Genomic DNA, 19,812 nt, shown 5'->3' on the forward strand with positions numbered 1-19,812 from the left:
AGGCCGGCGCGGGGCGATGAGTTCGCTTGCGACCGGACGACGATCTGAAACAAGGAGCATAAGAATGGCGGCAATTACCGCAAGCATGGTGGCAGAACTGCGCGCGAAGACCGACGCGCCGATGATGGAGTGCAAGAAGGCTCTGACCGAAGCCGAAGGTAACCTGGAAAAGGCGGAAGAGATCCTTCGCGTGAAGCTGGGCAACAAGGCCAGCAAGGCTGCTTCGCGCGTGACGGCTGAAGGCATCGTGGCCGCCTACATCAACGGCACGACGGGCGCGCTGGTCGAGCTGAACTGCGAAACCGACTTCGTATCGAAGAACGACGATTTCCTGGCCTTCGGCGCGAAGGTCGCTGAACTGGTGGCCAAGCAGGCTCCGGCCGACGTGGCTGCACTGTCCGCCCTCGAGCTGGACGGCGCGACCGTTGACGCCACGCGTCTGGCCTTGGTCGGCAAGATCGGCGAGAACATGACGATCCGCCGCTTCCAGCGCTTCGAGGGCTCCAAGCTGGTTTCGTACCTGCATGGCACCCGCATCGGCGTGATGGTGGCGTTCGAAGGCGACGAAGTGGCCGCCAAGGACGTGGCAATGCACGCCGCCGCCATGAAGCCTGTCTCGCTGTCGTCGGATGAAGTGCCCGCCGAGCTGATCGCCAAGGAGCGCAGCATCGCCGAGCAGAAGGCCGCCGAATCGGGCAAGCCGGCTGAGATCGTTGCCAAGATGGTCGAAGGCAGCGTGCAGAAGTATCTGAAGGAAGTCTCGCTGCTGAACCAGCCGTTCGTGAAGAACGACAAGCAGACCGTCGAGCAGATGCTGAAGGCCGCCAACACGACCGTGAAGGGCTTCACGCTGTATGTGGTGGGCGAGGGCATCGAGAAGAAGCAAGACGACTTCGCTGCTGAAGTGGCCGCACAGGTCGCGGCCGCCAAGCAACAGGCGTAATGCTGTCTCGATCGTTTCCGATGGTCAGTCGGTCGGCCCTTCGGTATGGGCCGACAGGGCAACTTTTCTCCATCGGCGCGATCATATAATGCCGAACAGACAGGGCACCGCAAGGTGCCCTGTTTGCAGGTGCAGCCTGCTTGCGCTGGCGTCCGCCGGGGATCGCGTCCGGATGGCGCCCACGCAAGAAGGTTGTGGGATCGGCGAAACCCCCGCTTCTCCTGTCGCAGCCGTTATTTTCCATTCCTGTTTCCCGTACCAGGAATCGTCACGAGGATTTCCATGCCTGCCTACAAGCGCGTTCTACTCAAACTTTCCGGCGAAGCCCTGATGGGTGACGATGCCTTCGGCATCAATCGCAGCACCATCGAAGGGATGGTCAACGATATTGCCGAGATCGTGAGGTTGGGCGTGCAGGTCGCTGTGGTGATCGGCGGTGGCAATATTTTTCGCGGCGTCGCTGGCGGTGCGGCCGGCATGGACCGCGCTACGGCCGATTACATGGGCATGCTTGCCACCATGATGAACGCCTTGGCGCTGCAGGATGCCATGCGCCACGCCAATATCGAGGGCCGCGTGCAATCTGCGCTGCGCCTTGATCAGGTGGTCGAGCCGTACATTCGTCCGCGCGCTATCCGCCAGTTGGAAGAGGGCAAGATCGTGATCTTCGCGGCCGGCACCGGCAACCCTTTCTTTACCACCGACACCGCCGCCGCGCTGCGCGGCTCGGAAATCGGCGCAGAAATCGTCCTCAAGGCCACGAAGGTCGATGGTGTCTACACCGCAGACCCCAAGAAAGACCCGAGCGCGACCCGTTACACGACCATCACCTTCGACGAGGCCATCTCGCGCAATCTCCAGGTGATGGACGCGACCGCATTCGCGCTGTGCCGCGACCAGAAGCTGCCGATCAAGGTGTTCTCGATTCAGAAGCCGGGTGCGCTCAAGCGCGTGATCATGGGCGAAGACGAGGGCACGCTGGTGCACGTCTGAGGTTGCCAGTTCGCTTGTTCTGCCGGGAGCTGTCATGTCCACGCAAATGGCGTTGGCGGGCGGCTTCCATGTAAAATCGCCTATTGTCTTGTTGGTCTTGCCGACGTCCTGTGTCGTGTTCCGGGACGCGTGTCTGGCAGGCCGCCGTTATTGTTCGGAGGAAGTATGAGCGTCGCCGATGTCAAGAAGAATGCTGAGCAGAAGATGCAGAAGTCGATCGACGCCTTCAAGGCCGATCTGGCCAAGGTGCGCACGGGCCGTGCCCATACCGGTCTGCTCGATCACGTACAGGTCGACTACTATGGCTCGATGGTGCCGATCAGCCAGGTGGCTAACGTGGGTCTCGCCGACGCCCGCACGATCAGCGTGCAGCCGTGGGAAAAGAAGATGGTGCAGGCCATTGAAAAGGCCATCCGCGACGCCGACCTGGGCCTGAACCCGGCCACCATGGGCGAGATCATCCGGGTGCCGATGCCTCCGCTGACGGAAGAGCGCCGCAAGGAGCTCACGAAGGTTGTGAAGGGCGAAGGTGAAGACGCCAAGGTTGCCGTGCGCAACCTGCGTCGCGATGCGAATGAGCAACTCAAGAAGCTCGTCAAGGACAAGGCCATCTCGGAAGACGACGAGCGCCGCGGTGGTGACGAGGTGCAGAAGCTGACCGACAAGTATGTCGCCGAGATCGACAAGCTGGTTGCCGAGAAAGACAAGGAAATCATGACGGTGTAAGGCCGTCTCCCGCGACGTACGCCCTGGGCGTGCGCGGCGGGAACCCCGATTCATGCATATCAGTTCCACACTGGCGGTGCCAGACACCGCCGATACCCCGCGCCACGTTGCCATCATCATGGACGGTAACGGCCGCTGGGCGACCGAGCGTCGTTTGCCGCGCGTCGCGGGGCACAGCCGCGGGCTCGATGCTGTCCGGGCGACGGTCGAGGCCGCGGCCCGCCGAGGCGTGGGGTACCTGACGCTGTTTGCCTTCAGTTCAGAGAACTGGCGCCGGCCGGCGGAGGAAGTCACCTTCCTGATGAAGCTGTTCATGACCGCGCTTCGTCGCGAGGTGAGCAAGCTTCACGAGAACGGCATTCGCTTGCGCGTGGTCGGCGATCTGTCAGCCTTCAGCCCGCGCATTCAACTGCTGATCCGCGAGGCGGAGGCCAAGACAGCCGCCAACAAGGGGCTGACGGTGACCATTCTTGCCAATTACGGCGGGCGTTGGGACATTCTCCAGGCCATGCAGGCGTTGCTGGCCGCGCAGCCGGGTATCGCGCCCGAGGCCATCACCGAAGAGGTGCTGGCACCCCACATGGCCCTGGCCTATGCGCCGGAGCCGGACTTGTTCATTCGAACGGGCGGCGAACAGCGCATCAGCAACTTCCTGTTGTGGCAGCTCGCATACTCCGAGCTGTATTTCACCGATCGCTTCTGGCCCGATTTCGACGCCGCAGAGCTCGATCGCGCATTTGCTTGGTATCGCAATCGCGAGCGTCGATTTGGTCGCACCAGCGCGCAACTCGACGCCGCCGCCCCCACTGTGTTGTCTGCTGGAGCCTGACACATGCTGCTGACTCGCGTGATTACCGCTGTCTGCCTGCTGATTGTCATCCTGCCCATTTTGTTTTTCGCGCCGCCCGCCGGCTTGGTCGGGCTGGTGGTGGTGTTTGCCGCGCTCGCCGCATGGGAGTGGGGGCGTCTGGTCCGCTTGCCTGACGGGTGGGGGCCGGTTGCCTATGCGGTCGTGGTCATTCTGTTGACGATCGCCTGGCACGATATTCCTCCCCGTGGCGATGTCCGCCCATTGTTTTACGGGGCCGCAGCGGCGTGGATCGTGGCTTGGGCCTTGCTGGCCGGCGGCGTGCACGGATTGAGCGGCGGTCGCCGCGTGGTTGTCGCGCTGCTGGGGTGCGTCATTCTCCCTGCGTTTGTGCATGCGGTCAGCATGTTGCGTGCACACGGTATTGCCTTTCTGCTTTCGGTGGCGGTGCTCGTGTGGGCGGCCGATGTCGGTGCTTATTTTGTCGGCAAGGCGATTGGCCGGCGAAAGTTGGCCCCGACCATCAGCCCGGGCAAGTCCTGGGAGGGTGCGATTGGCGGTGCCGTGCTGGTGGGTGTGATTGCGACCGTTGCCGGTAGCACGCACTGGTTTGCTCCGACGTGGTTCTCGTATCAGTTCGATCAGCGCGGCGCTGTCACTGCCCTGGCGCTGACCCTGCTGCTGGTGGGGGCAAGCATCGGCGGAGATTTGTTCGAGTCGCTGCTCAAGCGTCAGGTTGGCATGAAAGACAGCAGCCGGCTGCTTCCCGGCCACGGCGGTGTCCTGGACCGCATCGATGCACTGTTGCCGGTGTTCCCCCTGGCTGCTTTGCTGATTTCCTGAGGCGTCTTCTGAACATGATGCGCTTGACCGTTCTTGGCGCCACCGGCTCCATTGGCGACAGCACGCTAGACGTGGTGCGTCGTCATCCTGACAAGTATCGCGTATTTGCACTCACCGCGAACGCGCAGGCCAACAAGCTTGCGGCGCTTTGTCGTGAGTTCCGCCCGGAGATGGCCGTGCTCGGCTCGCCCGCGGCAGCCGACGCCTTGCGCGAACAGTTGGGGGCAGACGCTGCCGGCATCGACATTCGCTCGGGCGCCGAGGCGTTGGAAGAAGCCGCTGCCCATCCTGATTGCGACGCTGTCATGGCCGCCATCGTTGGCGCTGCCGGATTGCGCCCGACCCTGGCTGCCGTGCGCGCTGGCAAGCGCGTGCTCTTGGCCAACAAGGAGGCGCTGGTCATGTCGGGTGCGCTCTTCATGGATGCGGTGCGCCAGCATGGGGCTACGGTGCTGCCGATCGACAGCGAGCACAACGCCATCTTCCAGAGTCTGCCTCAGCACTCGCCGCAGTTTGGTCGCGGTGTGTCCCGTATTGTCTTGACGGCCTCCGGCGGCCCGTTCCGCACCCGCGCCGTCGAAACACTGGCCGATGTGACGCCCGATCAGGCCTGCGCTCATCCGAACTGGGTGATGGGGCGCAAGATCTCGGTCGATTCCGCCACCATGATGAACAAGGGGCTGGAAGTCATCGAGGCGTACTGGCTCTTTGGTGTGCCCGTCGAGCGGCTCGAAGTGCTGATTCACCCGCAGAGCGTCATCCACTCGATGGTCGGATACGAAGATGGCTCGGTACTGGCCCAGTTGGGCAATCCCGACATGCGCACCCCGATCGCGTATGGGCTGGCTTATCCGGAGCGCATCGAGGCAGGCGTGCCGCTGCTGGATCTTGCGGCAACGGGTACCTTGACGTTCGAGGCGCCGGATCTGCACCGCTTCCCGTGCCTGGCGTTGGCCTTTGAAGCATTGCGGGCCGGTGGTACGGCACCTGCTGTGTTGAACGCCGCGAACGAGGTGGCGGTCGAGGCATTCTTGCAGCGCCGCATCCGTTTTACGGACATCGCCGCCGTGGTGGGCGATACGCTGGCGCGTACAACGGTTGTGCCGGCGGATTCGCTCGAGACCGTCTTCGCCGCGGATGCGGCGGCGCGTCGGCAGGCCGAACGCTACATTGCGCTGGCCTGCGCGCAGTCGCCCGCCGCGTAAACAGTGCCCCGTCAGGGCAAGCGGGTAACATAACGCGCTCGCGCGGCTAGGCTGCGCGAACCGTTCAGTGCATCCGGAGAAGGTTCTTGCAGACCGTTTTAGCGTTTGTCTTTGCGATCGCGGTGTTGATCGTCATTCACGAACTCGGGCACTACAGCGTCGCCCGGTTGTGCGGCGTCAAGGTGCTGCGGTTCTCTGTCGGTTTCGGCAAGGTGCTGTTCCGACGGGTCGGCAGCGGCCCCGACCACACCGAATGGACCCTTTGCGCCATCCCTCTGGGGGGTTACGTCAAGATGCTGGGCGAGGGCTCGCGAGATCCGGAGAAAGACCCGCCGATTCGTCCCGAAGAGCTGCCGCGCACGTTCGATCACCAGCCCGTCTATAAGCGCTTCGCCATTGTTGCTGCAGGTCCGATCGCCAACTTCCTGCTCGCGATCGTGTTGTATGCGGTGCTGGCGTGGGTGGGTGCGGTTGAGCCGTTGCCCATTCTCGGCGCCCCGCCGCCGGGAAGCATTGCGGCCCAAGCGGATCTGCGAGCCAAGGACCGCGTGGTCGCCATCGGCACCGAGGCTGATGCGCCGAGCCCCGTGCAGAGCTGGAGCGATGTCCGCATGCGCTTGTACGCAGCGGGTATCGGCGGGCACGATGCGCTCATGCAGGTGCGTGGCGCTGACGGGGTCGAGCGTACGGTCCGCTTGCAAGGTCTGCCTAGCGCCGCGCGCACACCCCAGGCGGATGTGATTGACCAGATTGGCCTGCGTCTGATGGGTGGCCCTGTCACGATCGTCGATGTCTTGCCCAACAGCGCCGCTGCGCGCGCCGGATTGCGTGCCGGCGATCGGATCGTCCGCTTCGCCGGTCAATCCACGGATCAGGCGACCGATCTGATCCGTCAGATTCGCGCGATGCCGGAGCAGAACGCCTCGATCGACGTATTGCGCAATGGCGTGTCCTTGACGCTGCCGGTTCGTCTGGACGCCGATGCCGACCCCAAGAATCCGGGCGGCCCCAAGGTCGGCAAGCTCGGCGCCCAGCTGAATCAGAAGGTCGAAACGGCGCTGATCCGTGACGAGCCGCTAGCCGCCATGGTCCACGCGACGCGCGAGGTCTGGCAGACATCGGTGCTCTCGCTGGAGGTGCTGGGCAAGATGATCGTCGGCCAGGCATCGCTGCAGAACCTGAGCGGCCCGATTACGGTGGCCGATTTCGCGGGCAAGGCGGCGAGCCTTGGCTGGCAGACGTTTGTAGGCTTTCTCGCGCTGATCAGTGTCAGCCTCGGTGTGCTGAACTTGTTGCCCGTTCCGGTATTGGATGGGGGGCATTTGCTGTATTATTGCGTGGAATTTTTGACAGGCCGACCCGTGCCGGAATCCTGGCAAGCAGTACTCCAAAAAATCGGCGTCGCCTGCATTCTGCTTCTCACTTCGCTCGCTTTGTTCAACGATTTGAGTCGGCTGTTTCTGACTCGCGGCTAGACGTATTGCTGCCTTATCGTTGCCCTGAAGGTGAGCGGGCAACCCAAGGTTTTGAAAACACTCGGAAGTGGATTCCAGCCGGATCCAATTAGGGGATTAGATTGATCAGACAACATCGCTTCCCGCTCAGCGTGCTGGCGGCCTCCGTGCTGACCGTGACTGCCGGTCAGGCTCATGCAGTGGAGCCGTTCGTCGTCAAGGACATTCGCGTGGAGGGGGTGCAGCGCGTCGAGCCGGGCACCGTATTCGGCTATCTCCCCGTGAAGGTGGGTGAGACCTTCACCGACGAGAAGGGCGCAGAGTCGATTCGCGCGCTCTATAACACCGGCTTCTTCAAGGACGTGCAGATCCGCGCCGAAGGCAACGTGCTGGTCGTGCGCGTGGAAGAGCGTCCCGCGATTTCCCAACTCGAGTTCATCGGGTTCAAGGAATTCGACAAGGAAGCGCTGCGTCGCACGCTGCGCGGTGTGGGTGTGGCTGAAGCCCGCTACTACGACAAATCGCTGATCGACCGCGCTGAGCAGGAAATCAAGCGCCAGTATGTCGCTCGCGGTTACTATGCCGCAGACGTGTCGACCACCGTCACGCCGGTCGATGCCAACCGCGTGTCGATTACCTTCACCGTGGATGAAGGTCCGACCGCCAAGATCCGCCAGATCAACATCGTCGGCAACAAGGCCTTCTCCGAAGGCGACCTGCGCGACGAGATGCAGCTGTCCACGCCCAACTGGCTGTCGTGGTACACCAAGAACGATCTGTACTCCAAGCAAAAGCTCACCGCCGATCTGGAAGCGCTGCGCTCGTTCTACCTCGATCGCGGTTATCTCGAATTCGCTATCGAGTCGACCCAGGTGTCCATCACGCCTGACAAGAAGGATATCTACCTCACGCTGAACATCCACGAGGGTGAGCAGTACAAGGTGTCGGATATCAAGCTGACCGGTGAGCTGCTCTCGAAGCAGGCCGAGATGGAAAAGCTCATCAAGCTGAAGCAGGGCGATGTGTTCTCGTCCGCCAAGCTGTCGGCGACCACCAAGGCGATCACCGATCTGCTCGGCACATATGGCTACGCGTTCGCGACGATCAACCCGCAGCCGCAGATCAATCAGAAAGATCGCACGGTTACGCTTACGCTGGTGGTGGATCCGGGCCGCCGTGTGTACGTGCGCCGCGTCAACGTGGTCGGCAACAGCAAGACCCGCGACGAGGTCGTCCGCCGCGAGATGCGCCAGATGGAAGCTTCGTGGTTCGATGGTGAGAAACTGCAGCTCTCGCAGAATCGCATCAACCGCACGGGCTACTTCACCGACGCGAACATCACCACCGAAGATGTGCCGGGCACGTCCGATCAGGTGGATGTGAACGTCAATGTGACCGAGAAGCCGACCGGCCAGATCAATCTGGGCGTGGGCTTCTCTTCAACCGACAAGCTGGTGCTGTCGGCCGGTATTCGTCAGGACAACGTGTTCGGTTCGGGTACCAGCCTGGGGCTGGACGTGAACACGTCCAAGTCGAACCGCACGGTTGCCGTCACGCAGTACGACCCGTACTTCACGGTGGATGGCATCAGCCGCTCGACCGAGCTGTACTACCGCACATATCGGCCGCTGTATTACACGGGTGACCAGGATTACCGTGTGGTGCAACAGGGCGGTAACGTCAAGTTCGGCGTGCCGTTCTCGGAAACCGATACTGTCTTCTTCGGCATCGGCTACGAGCGTACGACCATCGACGTCACGTCGAATACGCCGTTGGCTTATCAGAACTACGTTGCCAAGAACGGGCGGATCACCAACAACTTCCCGATCACCATCGGCTGGTCGAAGGATCAGCGTGACAGCGCGCTGGTGCCGACACGCGGTCGCTATCAGCAGGCCAACCTCGAGGTCGGTATCCCGGGCGGCGACCTGCAGTACTACCGTGCGTACTACCAGCACCAGTACTTCTATCCGCTGTCGAAGTCGTTCACGATGGCCTTCAACAACGAGATCGGTTACGGCCACGGCTACGGAAACAAGGATTTCCCGGTCTTCAAGAATTACTACGCCGGCGGTATCGGCTCGATCCGCGGTTACGAAACCAGCACGCTGGGCCCGCGCGATGCAAACGGTGTCGCCATCGGCGGCGCGAGCAAGTTCGTTGGCAACGTGGAGTTCATCTTCCCGCTGCCAGGGTCCGGCGTAGACCGCACGGTTCGTCTGTTCACATTCTTCGACTACGGCAACGTGTTCGCAGAAGGCCAGCCTTACAAGCTGGGCGACATGCGCTACTCCACCGGTTTCGGCCTGTCGTGGCTGTCGCCGATCGGCCCGCTGAAGGTCAGTATGGGCTTCCCGATCAAGCGCAAGGCCGAAGATCAAACCCAACGGTTCCAGTTCCAGATCGGGACTGCATTCTAATGACTGCATTCATGATGAAAACCACGCGCATCAAGCTGTCCCGCATGGGCGTGTCCGCAGCCTTTGCCGCGCTCGCCGTGGCAACCGCATTGCCGGCCACTGCACAGGAAGCCCGCATCGCGGCCGTCAACTCCGAACGTATCCTGCGCGATTCTCAGCCCGCAAAGGCTGCACAGGCCAAGCTGGAAGCCGAGTTCGCCAAGCGTGATCGCGAACTGCAGGACATGGCGTCCAAGCTCAAGTCCATGTCGGACAAGCTCGACAAGGAATCGGCAGTACTGGCCGACTCCGATCGCACTCGCCGCCAGCGCGAGCTGTCGGATCTGGACCGTGATTTCCAGCGCAAGCAGCGTGAGTTCCGCGAGGACCTGAACCAGCGTCGCAATGAGGAACTGGCGCAGGTGCTGGAGCGGGCGAATCGCGTCATCCGCTCGATCGCCGAGCAGCGCAAGTACGATCTGATTGTGCAGGAAGCGGTGTACGTGAACCCGCGCATCGACATCACCGACGATGTGCTCAAGGCGCTGAACACTTCGCAATCTGCGAAATGAGGGTGTTCCCATGTCGTTTTCGCTTGGTGAACTTGCCGCGTCGCTCGGCGCGACCGTCCAGGGTGACGCCGGCCTGATCGTCAAGTCGATCGCGCCGCTCGACCAGGCCGGCGCCGATCAGCTCGCTTTTCTTTCCAATCCGCTGTACCTCAATCAAGCCGTGACGTCCGGCGCGGGCGCGATCATTGTGTCGCCCCGCGATCTGGAAACGCTTGAGGGTCAAGGCCATGCGGCTGGCCGGAGCTGGCTCGTGGCAGCCAACCCCTACGCTGCGTTTGCGCGCGTCGCTCAGCGCTATGCTGCGTTGGCCGCACGCCCGGTCGTACCGGGTATCCACCCGAGCGCCAGCGTGGGCGAGGGTGCCGTGGTGCCGACGTCGTGCTCGATCGGCCCGAACGTGACGATCGAAGCCGGAGCGGTGCTGGGCGAGCGCGTCCGCATCGCTGGCAACAGCTTCGTCGGTGCCGGCGCGCACATCGGCGACGACACGCTGCTTTACGCCAACGTCTCGATCTACCACGGCTGCATCGTCGGTGCGCGCTGCATTGTGCACAGCGGTGTCGTGATCGGCGCAGACGGCTTCGGCTTTGCGCCCGATTTCGGCCCCCAGGGCGGAGAGTGGGTGAAGATCCCGCAAACTGGCCGTGCCATGATCGGCGATGACGTCGAGATCGGGGCGAACACCGCCATCGACCGCGGCGCAATGGCGGACACGGTGATCGAGCAAGGCTGCAAGATCGACAACCAGGTCCAGATCGCACACAACGTCCACGTCGGCGCGTACACCGTCATCGCGGGCTGCGCAGCGATCTCGGGCAGCACAAAGATCGGGCGCTATTGCATCATCGGCGGCGCGGCCAATTTTGCGGGTCACCTCACGATCGCCGATCGTGTGACGGTATCGGGCGGTACATCGATCACCAAATCCATCACTAAACCCGGTGGCCATTTCACCAGCGTCTTCCCGTTCATGCCGCATGGCGATTGGGAACGCAACGCGGCCATCGTCCGAGGCCTGACGCGCATGCGCGAACGGTTGCAACAACTGGAACAGCAGGTCAGAGACCTGCAGCAATAACCATGACCGAAGCATCTAACGCGACGACGAGCCTCGTCAGCGATTTCACCATCAAGAAGATTCTCGATCTGCTCCCGCATCGCTATCCGATGCTGCTCGTGGATCGCGTGATTTCGCTGGAGCCGCGCAAGTCGATTACGGCCATCAAGAACGTTACGTTCAATGAACCGTTCTTCAACGGCCACTTCCCCGGTCACCCGGTGATGCCGGGCGTGTTGATGCTCGAAGCGCTGGCGCAGACCGCCGCACTGTTGACCTTCGGCGAGGCCGACCATGAGCGCAAGGATAACCAGCTTTACCTGTTCGTCAGCATCGACGGCGCACGCTTCAAGCGCCAGGTGATTCCCGGCGATCAGCTGGTGATGACGGCCGAGCTACTGCGCTCGAAGAGCGGCATGTGGAAGTTCAAGGTGTACGGTACGGTTGACGGCGAAGTTGCCGTGGAGGCCGAGATCATGTGTGCCGTGCGCGAAGACAAATCCAAGGGCGAGGCATGACGCAAGCACAGAAGATCCATCCGACCGCGCAGATCGACCCGAAGGCGGAGCTCGACTCGAGCGTCGAGATTGGCGCCTTCACGATTGTCGGCCCGAACGTGCGCATCGGGGCGGGCACCCGCATTGGCCACCATACGGTGGTCGAGGGGTACACCACGCTGGGCCGAGACAACAGCATTGGACATTTCGCGTCGGTAGGCGGTCGTCCGCAAGACATGAAGTACCGCGATGAGCCGACCCAGTTGATCGTTGGCGATCGCAACACCATCCGAGAGTTCACCACGATCCACACCGGCACGGCGCAGGATGCAGGCATTACGTCCATCGGCGACGACAACTGGATCATGGCCTACGTGCATATTGCGCACGACTGCCGCGTCGGCAACCACACGATATTCTCGAGCAACGCTCAGATCGCCGGTCACGTCGAAGTGGGCGACTGGGCGATCCTTGGCGGGATGTCCGGCGTCCACCAGTTCGTACGCATTGGCGCGCACGCCATGCTGGGCGGCGCGTCGGCACTCGTGCAGGATGTCCCCCCGTTTGTCATCGCCGCGAGCGACAAGGGCGGCAACAAGGCGGCGCCGCATGGCATCAACGTGGAAGGGCTGCGCCGGCGCGGTTTCACAGCCGGTCAGATCGCCGGCCTGCGCCAGGCCTACAAGCTGCTGTACAAGAGCGATCTGAGCTTCGATCAGGCCAAGGCTGAGATCACCGCGCAGATTGCCCAGGCCGACGACGCGCCTGCCCGCGAGGCGCTCACCGCCTTTGCTGATTTCATTGCCGCCACCAAGCGCGGCATCGTGCGTTGACCGATCGCACAGCGCCGGCACGTCGCATCGGCATGGTGGCCGGCGAGGCGTCCGGCGATCTGCTGGCCTCGCTGTTGCTCAAGGGACTGCAGGCGCAGCTGCCCGCCGACATCGCCTACAACGGCATCGGTGGGGCCCGCATGGCCGAGCAGGGCTTCCAGTCGAACTGGCCGATGCACAAGCTGTCGGTCAATGGCTACGTGGAGGTGCTGGGGCAACTGCGAGAGATCCTTGCCATTCGCAAGGCGCTGAAGCAGGACCTGCTGGCAAACCCGCCGCTGGCCTTTATCGGCGTCGATGCGCCGGATTTCAATTTCAACGTCGAGATCGCGATGCGACAGGCAGGTGTGCCGGTGGTGCACTTCGTCAGCCCGTCCATCTGGGCGTGGCGCGCGGGGCGCATCAAGACGATCGCGCGCGCGGTCGATCATATCCTTTGCCTGTTTCCGTTCGAGCCCGAGATCTATGCAAAGGCCGGAATTCCGGCCACGTACGTGGGTCATCCGCTGGCGGACGAAATCCCGCTCGTGCCGGACGTGGAAGGGGCCCGCACAAGGCTGGGCCTGCCGCTGGGCCGCAAGGTCGTGGCGGTGTTGCCGGGCAGCCGTAACTCCGAAGTGAAGCACCTTGGGCCAACGCTGTTTGCCGCGATGGCACGCATGCAGTTGGTGGAGCCCGATCTTGCATTCGTGCTGCCCGCCGCAAACGCGACATTGCGTGAACGTATCGACGCCCTGCACGCTGAACATCCGGGCCTGCACCTGTGGGTCGTCGACGGGCAGTCGCATGCGGCCATGGAAGCCGCCGACGTGATCCTGCTGGCCAGCGGCACGGCCACGCTCGAAGCCGCGCTGTACAAGAAGCCGATGGTCATCACCTACAAGGTGCCTTGGCTGACAGCGCAGATCATGAAGCGTAAGGGCTATCTGCCGTACGTTGGGCTACCGAACATCCTGTCCGGTCGCTTTGTCGTGCCCGAGTTGCTGCAAGACGACGCGACGCCCGAGGCCTTGGCGCGTGAAACCCTGCTGCAACTCAGCGACCACGGCAACGCCACGTTCCTGCGCGAGCATTTCACGCAGATGCATCTGACGCTCAAGCAGAACATGGCTGAGATCGGCGCGAAAGTCGTGGTCGACCTGCTGCGCAGCCGCGCTAAGCTGTAAGGCCATGGCGCCGCGCAATTCCAATCCCTCGCAACTCGGCCTCCCGCTTCTGGATACAGCGGAGGGCAAGCGCGCCCGCCGCGTGCTTTGCGGCGTGGACGAAGCGGGCCGCGGGCCGCTGGCCGGACCCGTGACGGCGGCCGCCGTGATTCTCAACCCACGCAAGCCGATCAAGGGGCTGGCGGATTCGAAGATCCTCACCGCCAAGAAGCGCGCAGCGCTCTACGACGAGATCGTCGAAAAGGCGCTCGCCTGGCATGTGGCTGAGGCTACCGTCGAAGAGATCGACCGCATCAACATTTTGCACGCGACCATGCTGGCCATGCGCCGAGCGGTGGAGGGCGTAGCCGCTCAGGGCATGGCGCCTGATCTGGTGCAGGTGGATGGCAACCGCTGTCCGCAGATCGCGTTTGCCGTCGAGGCCATCGTCAAGGGCGATGCGCTTGTGCCGGCCATTTCGGCGGCATCGATCCTGGCCAAGGTCACGCGCGACCGCCAACTGGCTGCGTTGCACGAGGCGTTCCCGCATTACGGCTTCGACGTGCATGCCGGGTATGGCACACCGCAGCATCTCGCGGCGATCGACTTGCATGGCGTGACGCCGCACCATCGCCGTTCATTTGCGCCTGTGCGCCGCGTGCTTGAGGCCTTGGCGACGACGCACGCCCAAACCCCGTCCGACGCCGCCGAAAGCGCCTGGGACGCCTGACTCTCCGCGAACGACCTCGTGAAACACATCACCTCCCGCGACAACGCGGTGTTCAAGCACCTCAAGGCCCTCTCGGGCTCGACGCAACATCGTCGGCGCGCGGGGCAGTCGGTGCTCGACGGCGTCCACCTGGTTGCGGCTTATCTGGATGCGGGACACACGCCGGCCCAGTGCCTGGTCTCCGAACGGCACGTTGCGCATCCGGAGGTGGCGAGGTTGCTCGATCGCGTCGACCCGCAAACCGTCATCCTGCTGGCGGACAGCCTGTTCGCCCAACTCACCACGGTCGTCAATGGCATCGACCTGATGGCGCTGATCGACACGCCGGAAGGCCATCTGCCGCAGGTGATCGATACGGATTGCGTGATCCTCGATGGCATTCAGGATGCCGGCAACGTAGGCTCGATCCTCCGCTGCGCGGCAGCTGCGGGTGTGCGCGATGTGTTCATGACGGCAGGTTGTGCATTTGCGTGGTCGGCCAAGACGCTGCGTGCCGCGATGGGCGCGCATTTTCACCTGAACATCGTCGAACACTGCACGTTCGAGAGCGTGCATCCGCGATTGCAGATACCGTTGCTGGCGACATCGTCGCACGCGCGGCAGGCCGTCTTTGATGTGCCGCTCAAGACCCCGGTGGGGTGGGTGTTCGGCAACGAGGGGGCGGGCGTCTCTGATGAATGGCTCTCTGCGGTGACTACCCCCGTGGCCATTCCGCAGCCCGGAGGCATGGAGTCGCTCAATGTGGCTGCCGCTGCAGCCATCTGTCTGTTCGAGGCCGTGCGCCAGCGTCGCGCCGGCTGAACCTGTTTTTGTTGGCGATAGGTCACATGGCGTTTTCAAACGCCAGAACAGTCCCGCATTGACTTTGCCATTGAGTAATGGAACATTGAGCGAGGTGCCGTTCGGCGCCCCCGATAACCAGACTCAAGGAGACCGCCATGCCGAATCCCACGCTGGCGCGCGTCAACATGGACGAACTCGCGCAGTTTCGCGAGATCCAGCAACTCGCCTACCAATGCGTCGAGGCCGTCGGCGCCATGCTGCGGCCGGGCATGACCGAGAAGGACGCTGCCAGGCTGCTCACGGAATGGCTGGGCGATCGTGGCGTGCACGACTGGCTGCACAAGCCGTTTGCCTGGTTTGGCGATCGCACGGCCTTCCAGGGCTTCTCAGGTCTGACGCATATGGCTGGCTTCAACCTGGCGTTCTTCCCGTCGTCGCGGCGGCTGGAGGAGAACATGCCGGTCATTCTCGATGTGGCGCCGGTACGCAATGGCGTGATTGCCGATGTCGGGTACGCCACGTGCCTTGGCCATAACGACATCCTGGAGCAGCTGCTGGACGACCTGATGGCGCATCGCGAGCTGATCGTGCGCCTCATCCGCGAGCGCCGGCCGATGGCGGATGTGGCGCGAGCGGTCGATCAACTCTGCATGAAGCAGGGCGTGGAGCCGCGCCACAAGGCGTATCCGTTCAAGGTGCTGGCGCATCGCGTGGCCAAGCTGGAGCGCCCGTCCAAGCCACGTTTCGTCGCGCGCTTCGGCTTGAACGCCACGCGCAACCTGGTCCTCGATCAAGTGCGTAGCGGCAAGCAGGAGGGGTGGTCGCCCCTCTGGTCGATCGATCGGCGCTCCGAGCACGCGCCGGTGCCTGGCCTGTGGGCCGTTGAGCCGCATCTGGGCTTTCATGGCGTCGGCGCCAAGTTTGAAGAATTGCTCGTCATCACCGAAGACGACGCCTACTGGCTCGACGACGATCTGCCGCACGTGCGTCGCTGGCAACAGCGTCAGCTCGCGCAGCAACGTGCGGCGTAACGCGTGCGGAGGCCCACATGAAGACGCTTCCTGAAGAGGCTCCGCTGGCCTTGTTCGAACCGGCCGTCGCTTTCCCGCGCGCCGAGCGCACCGTGCAGTCCGGCGAGGTGACACTCGCGGTCAAAACGTGGGGCGATCCGGCGCGCCCGACGATCGTGCTCGTCCATGGCTATCCCGACAACAGTGAGGTCTGGCACGAGATGGCCCCAATGCTCGCGCGCGACTATTACGTCATTGCCTACGACGTGCGCGGCGCGGGCCGATCGAGTGCACCACGGGGCATGCGCCATTACACGTTTGCACGGCTGACGGACGATTTCATCGCTGTGATCGACACGTTGAGCCCCAGCAAGCCGGTTCACCTGATCGCACACGACTGGGGTTCGATCCAGTCTTGGGAATTCGTGACCGAAGCGCGCCTGCGCGGACGCATCGCGTCGTACACGTCGTGCTCGGGGCCCTGTCTTGACCACGTAGGGCACTGGATGCGCGCGCGGCTGCTGCGGCCCACGCCTGCGTCATTGGGGAAGATGCTTGGGCAGCTTGTGCGCTCGTGGTACGTGCTGTTGTTCCACTTGCCGATTGTGCCCGAACTGACGTGGCGCCTGTGGCTCGGTCGCGCGTGGCCACGGCTTTTGCGGCGCGTCGAGAACACCACCATCGTGCCGCGCGCCACGCAGACGTCCGACGGCGTACGTGGTGTCTCGCTCTATCGCGCCAACTTCATCCGTAGCCTGTTCGCGCCGCGCAAGCGTAATGCGCACGCGCCGGTGCAGGTCATCGTCCCAATGCTGGACAAATACGTCAGCCCGGCCTTGTCCGAAGACCTCTCGCGCTGGGTGCCGCAGTATTGGCGGCGCGAGGTGGTCGCGCGGCATTGGCTGCCGGTCACGCACGCCACCCAGATGGCCGAGATGGCGCGTGAGCTGATCGACTATGTGGAGGGCAAGCCGGAGCCCGAAGCCTTGCAGCGGGCACGCCAGCACGGCGAGCACGCGCCGCTGTCCGGCAAGCTCGCTGTCATTACCGGCGCGGGTAGCGGGATCGGCCGGTGTGCGGCGCTGGAGTTTGCAGCGCAGGGTGCGGCCATCGTCGCTGTCGACATTCGCGCCGAAGATGCCGAGCGCACCGCCACGCTGATTCGCCTGACGGGCGGCAAGGCGTGGGCGCGGACGGCTGACGTCGGCAACGCGGGAGACATGGAGGCGCTCGTCGATTGGGTCGGCAAGGAACTCGGCGGTGCTGACATCGTTGTCAACAATGCGGGCATCGGCATGGCCGGCGGCATTATCGACACGTCGGAGCGCGACTGGCAGCGCATCCTGCATGTGAATGTGTGGGGCGTGATCCACGGAGCGCGCCTGTTCGCCAGACAGATGGTGGCGCGCGGGCAGGGCGGACATATCCTGAACACCGCCTCGGCCGCGGCGTTTGCACCATCGCGCGATCTGGCGGCCTATGCAACCACCAAGGCCGCCGTGCTGATGCTCTCCGAATGCATGCGTGGTGAACTGGCCGAATACGGCATCGGTGTGTCGGCCATCTGCCCCGGCTTTGCCGAAACCGGAATCATGGCCTCTACCGTGTATGCCGGTACGACGGAGGCTCAGCAAGCCCAGTTGCGCGCCCGCGCGACGAAGCTCTATCAGTTGCGTGGCCTCAAGCCCGAGACCGTCGCCCGCGCCATGCTGCGCGCGGTGTTGCGCAACAAGCCGGTCGTCACGATCGGCATCGAGGCGCACGCGTCGCGCTTCATTTCACGCTATGCGCAGTGGCTCGGCCGACTGATCGCGCGCGTGAGCATGGCCGGGCATTGAGCGCGGCAACACGACAACGATACGGAGACAAACCATGACCGCGCCCGACTATTACATCAAGGCTCGCCACGTCCGCTTTGACTGGAAGGACACGCCTATCCAGTGGATTCCCGGTGACCCGTCCAGCACGCACATCATCAACATCCTGAACCTGCTGTTTCCCGCAGGCGAACTCTGGTTCTGCCGTGTCTACAACAAGGCGCTGCCGCAGATTACCGATCCGAAACTGCGCGCGGATGCCGAGGGCTTCCTGCGTCAGGAGGCGGTCCACTCGCGCTCCCACAACGGGGTCCTGGCGCATTACTACAAGGATCATGGCATCGACACCCAGCCCTTTACCAGGCGGCTGGACTGGTTGTTTGCGAAGGTGCTCGGCGAGCAGCCGCTGGGCCTGAAGATTGGCCACACGCGCTTCTGGCTTCGTCAGCAGCTTGGCATCATCGCAGCGCTGGAGCACTTCTTCGGCTATCTCGGCAACTGGGTGCTCAACGCGAAGGGTCTCGACGCCGCCCAGGCGGACCCAGTGATGCTCGACCTGCTGCGGTGGCATGGCGCAGAGGAGGTCGAGCACCGCACGGTGGCGTTCGACATCTTCCGCCACATGGGCGGCACCTATGCGGAGCGCTGCTTCCACATGCTGACCACGATCTTGCTGCTGCTGTACTTTCTCGTCACAGGCTTCCGCTTCATGTACAGGCGAGATCCGGGGGCTGGACGCTTTCCAGGTTTCATCCGGGGCTGGTGGCACGGTTCGCGGCGCGCTTGCCTGCCGTCGTTCTGGAAGATGCTGGGAGCAGCCCTGCGCTATTTCCGGCCAAGCTACACGCCCCATCACGAAGGCTCGACGGAGCAGGCACTGGCCTATCTTGCAACTTCCCCTGCGGCGCAAGCCGCTGCCCACGGCGGCAACTGGGTGCGGGACGCTGCCTGAGCGGGCTTCCAGCAAGCAAAACGGCCGGTGCGAAGCCGGCCGTTTGCTGTGCAGCGACGAGGACCCTAGTCGTTGTTGTGATCCATCTTGACGTCCTGCAGGATCGTCGTGGCGATCTCCTCGATCGACTTGTGCGTGGACGATAGCCACTTGATGCCCTCTCGCCGCATCAAGGATTCAGCCTCGTTCACCTCGTAGCGACAATTTTCCAGTGCCGCATATTTGCTGCCTGGGCGACGTTCGTTCCGGATCTCGGACAGGCGCTGCGGATCGATCGACAGGCCGAAGATCTTCGCCTTGTAGTCGTACAGCACCGTGGGAAGCTTGCCGCGCTCGAAATCGTCCGGAATCAGCGGGTAATTGGCCGATTTCACGCCGTATTGCATGGCCAGATAGAGACTGGTCGGCGTCTTGCCGCTGCGCGACACGCCCACCAGGATCACATCGGCTTCAGCCAGATTCTTGTGCGATTGGCCGTCATCATGCGCGAGCGAAAAGTTGATCGCTTCGATGCGGTTCTTGTAAGCCTCGGTATCCGCATTCTGATGGAAGCGGCCGATGGCGTGGGTGGACTTGAGGTTCAGTTCCTTCTCGAGCGGCTCGATGAAGGTCTGGAACATGTCCAGGATGGTTGCCTTGGCCCGATGGACGATCTCGTTGGCCTCGGCATCCACCAGCGTGGTGAAGACAATCGGCCTCACCCCTTCGGTGTGGAATGCCTCGTTGATTTTCGCGACGGCCACATGTGCCTTGTCGAGCGTGTCGACAAACGGAATCCGCACCTGGCGGAATTTCATCTCGAACTGGGCGAGGATCGAGTGGCTGAAGGTTTCTGCGGTGATCCCGGTGCCATCCGACACGATGAAAACAGTGCGGACGGGCGCGCGGTTGGGAGATGCGGCGGCGAGGTCGGTCATCGAAAACGAGGGGTTTTTTCCAGCACGCCGGCAGGAAATCGTGCTGCGGCACGGTAGAATAGCGGCGATCGTTTAGCTAAGCAATTCGGGGAGGCCGCCCGCCCGGCGCCGCCAGTGTGCCAATTGGG

19 protein-coding genes are annotated in these 19,812 nt (G+C 63.1%); 18 read left to right on the forward strand and 1 reads right to left on the reverse strand.

Annotated features, from left to right (window positions below):
- The first annotated feature begins 64 nt into the window (after positions 1-64).
- From tsf to R2N03_RS05870, 18 genes are all read left to right on the forward strand, one after another.
- Positions 65-943, forward strand: a complete 879-nt coding sequence (gene tsf / locus R2N03_RS05785) for a translation elongation factor Ts (protein WP_316656109.1) — start codon at positions 65-67, stop codon at positions 941-943.
- Positions 944-1,225: 282 nt separating this feature from the next.
- Positions 1,226-1,936 (forward strand): UMP kinase, encoded by a 711-nt coding sequence (pyrH, locus tag R2N03_RS05790; RefSeq protein WP_316656111.1) that lies wholly within the window; start codon positions 1,226-1,228, stop codon positions 1,934-1,936.
- A 165-nt stretch (positions 1,937-2,101) separates the two neighbouring features.
- On the forward strand, positions 2,102-2,662 hold the full coding sequence (frr, locus tag R2N03_RS05795) for a ribosome recycling factor (RefSeq protein WP_316656113.1): 561 nt from the start codon (positions 2,102-2,104) through the stop codon (positions 2,660-2,662).
- A gap of 52 nt (positions 2,663-2,714) precedes the next feature.
- Positions 2,715-3,491, forward strand: a complete 777-nt coding sequence (uppS, locus tag R2N03_RS05800; protein ID WP_316656115.1) for a polyprenyl diphosphate synthase — start codon at positions 2,715-2,717, stop codon at positions 3,489-3,491.
- Positions 3,492-3,494: 3 nt separating this feature from the next.
- A complete protein-coding gene (locus tag R2N03_RS05805; RefSeq protein ID WP_316656118.1) occupies positions 3,495-4,313 on the forward strand; it encodes a phosphatidate cytidylyltransferase in 819 nt (272 codons plus the stop codon).
- A 14-nt stretch (positions 4,314-4,327) separates the two neighbouring features.
- A complete protein-coding gene (ispC, locus tag R2N03_RS05810; protein ID WP_316656121.1) occupies positions 4,328-5,518 on the forward strand; it encodes a 1-deoxy-D-xylulose-5-phosphate reductoisomerase in 1,191 nt (396 codons plus the stop codon).
- 86 nt (positions 5,519-5,604) lie between these two features.
- The gene (rseP, locus tag R2N03_RS05815; protein WP_316656123.1) at positions 5,605-6,993 is read left to right on the forward strand and encodes an RIP metalloprotease RseP; all 1,389 of its coding nucleotides are present in this window, start codon (positions 5,605-5,607) and stop codon (positions 6,991-6,993) included.
- 101 nt (positions 6,994-7,094) lie between these two features.
- Positions 7,095-9,392, forward strand: a complete 2,298-nt coding sequence (gene bamA, locus R2N03_RS05820) for an outer membrane protein assembly factor BamA (RefSeq protein WP_316656125.1) — start codon at positions 7,095-7,097, stop codon at positions 9,390-9,392.
- A complete protein-coding gene (locus R2N03_RS05825; protein ID WP_316656127.1) occupies positions 9,392-9,943 on the forward strand; it encodes an OmpH/Skp family outer membrane protein in 552 nt (183 codons plus the stop codon). Before bamA ends, R2N03_RS05825 begins: the two co-directional genes overlap by 1 nt.
- Before the next feature lie 10 nt (positions 9,944-9,953).
- On the forward strand, positions 9,954-11,021 hold the full coding sequence (gene lpxD, locus R2N03_RS05830) for a UDP-3-O-(3-hydroxymyristoyl)glucosamine N-acyltransferase (protein ID WP_316656129.1): 1,068 nt from the start codon (positions 9,954-9,956) through the stop codon (positions 11,019-11,021).
- 2 nt (positions 11,022-11,023) lie between these two features.
- Positions 11,024-11,518, forward strand: coding sequence for a 3-hydroxyacyl-ACP dehydratase FabZ (gene fabZ, locus R2N03_RS05835; protein WP_316656131.1), 495 nt, complete (start codon positions 11,024-11,026; stop codon positions 11,516-11,518).
- Entirely contained in the window at positions 11,515-12,330 is an 816-nt protein-coding gene (gene lpxA, locus R2N03_RS05840; protein WP_316656132.1) for an acyl-ACP--UDP-N-acetylglucosamine O-acyltransferase, read from the forward strand. The genes fabZ and lpxA overlap by 4 nt, the downstream gene beginning before the upstream one ends.
- Positions 12,331-12,362: 32 nt before the next feature.
- The gene (gene lpxB, locus R2N03_RS05845) at positions 12,363-13,496 is read left to right on the forward strand and encodes a lipid-A-disaccharide synthase (protein ID WP_316656591.1); all 1,134 of its coding nucleotides are present in this window, start codon (positions 12,363-12,365) and stop codon (positions 13,494-13,496) included.
- Positions 13,497-13,500: 4 nt separating this feature from the next.
- Positions 13,501-14,205 (forward strand): ribonuclease HII, encoded by a 705-nt coding sequence (gene rnhB, locus R2N03_RS05850; protein WP_316656135.1) that lies wholly within the window; start codon positions 13,501-13,503, stop codon positions 14,203-14,205.
- 18 nt (positions 14,206-14,223) lie between these two features.
- Positions 14,224-15,006, forward strand: coding sequence for a TrmH family RNA methyltransferase (locus R2N03_RS05855; protein ID WP_316656137.1), 783 nt, complete (start codon positions 14,224-14,226; stop codon positions 15,004-15,006).
- A 137-nt stretch (positions 15,007-15,143) separates the two neighbouring features.
- Positions 15,144-16,019 carry a M24 family metallopeptidase gene (locus tag R2N03_RS05860; protein WP_316656139.1) on the forward strand — a complete coding sequence of 292 codons (876 nt, stop codon included), beginning with the start codon at positions 15,144-15,146 and terminating at the stop codon, positions 16,017-16,019.
- A 17-nt stretch (positions 16,020-16,036) separates the two neighbouring features.
- The gene (locus R2N03_RS05865; RefSeq protein ID WP_316656141.1) at positions 16,037-17,836 is read left to right on the forward strand and encodes an SDR family oxidoreductase; all 1,800 of its coding nucleotides are present in this window, start codon (positions 16,037-16,039) and stop codon (positions 17,834-17,836) included.
- Between the two features lie 34 nt (positions 17,837-17,870).
- On the forward strand, positions 17,871-18,767 hold the full coding sequence (locus R2N03_RS05870; protein WP_316656143.1) for a metal-dependent hydrolase: 897 nt from the start codon (positions 17,871-17,873) through the stop codon (positions 18,765-18,767).
- A 65-nt stretch (positions 18,768-18,832) separates the two neighbouring features.
- Here the strand turns inward: R2N03_RS05870 and ppsR are convergent, their stop codons facing one another.
- The gene (gene ppsR, locus R2N03_RS05875; protein WP_316656146.1) at positions 18,833-19,684 is read right to left on the reverse strand and encodes a posphoenolpyruvate synthetase regulatory kinase/phosphorylase PpsR; all 852 of its coding nucleotides are present in this window, start codon (positions 19,682-19,684) and stop codon (positions 18,833-18,835) included.
- Between the last annotated feature and the right edge of the window lie 128 nt (positions 19,685-19,812).

The sequence above is a fragment of the Ralstonia condita genome, from assembly GCF_958405655.1.
GTDB lineage: Bacteria > Pseudomonadota > Gammaproteobacteria > Burkholderiales > Burkholderiaceae > Ralstonia > Ralstonia condita.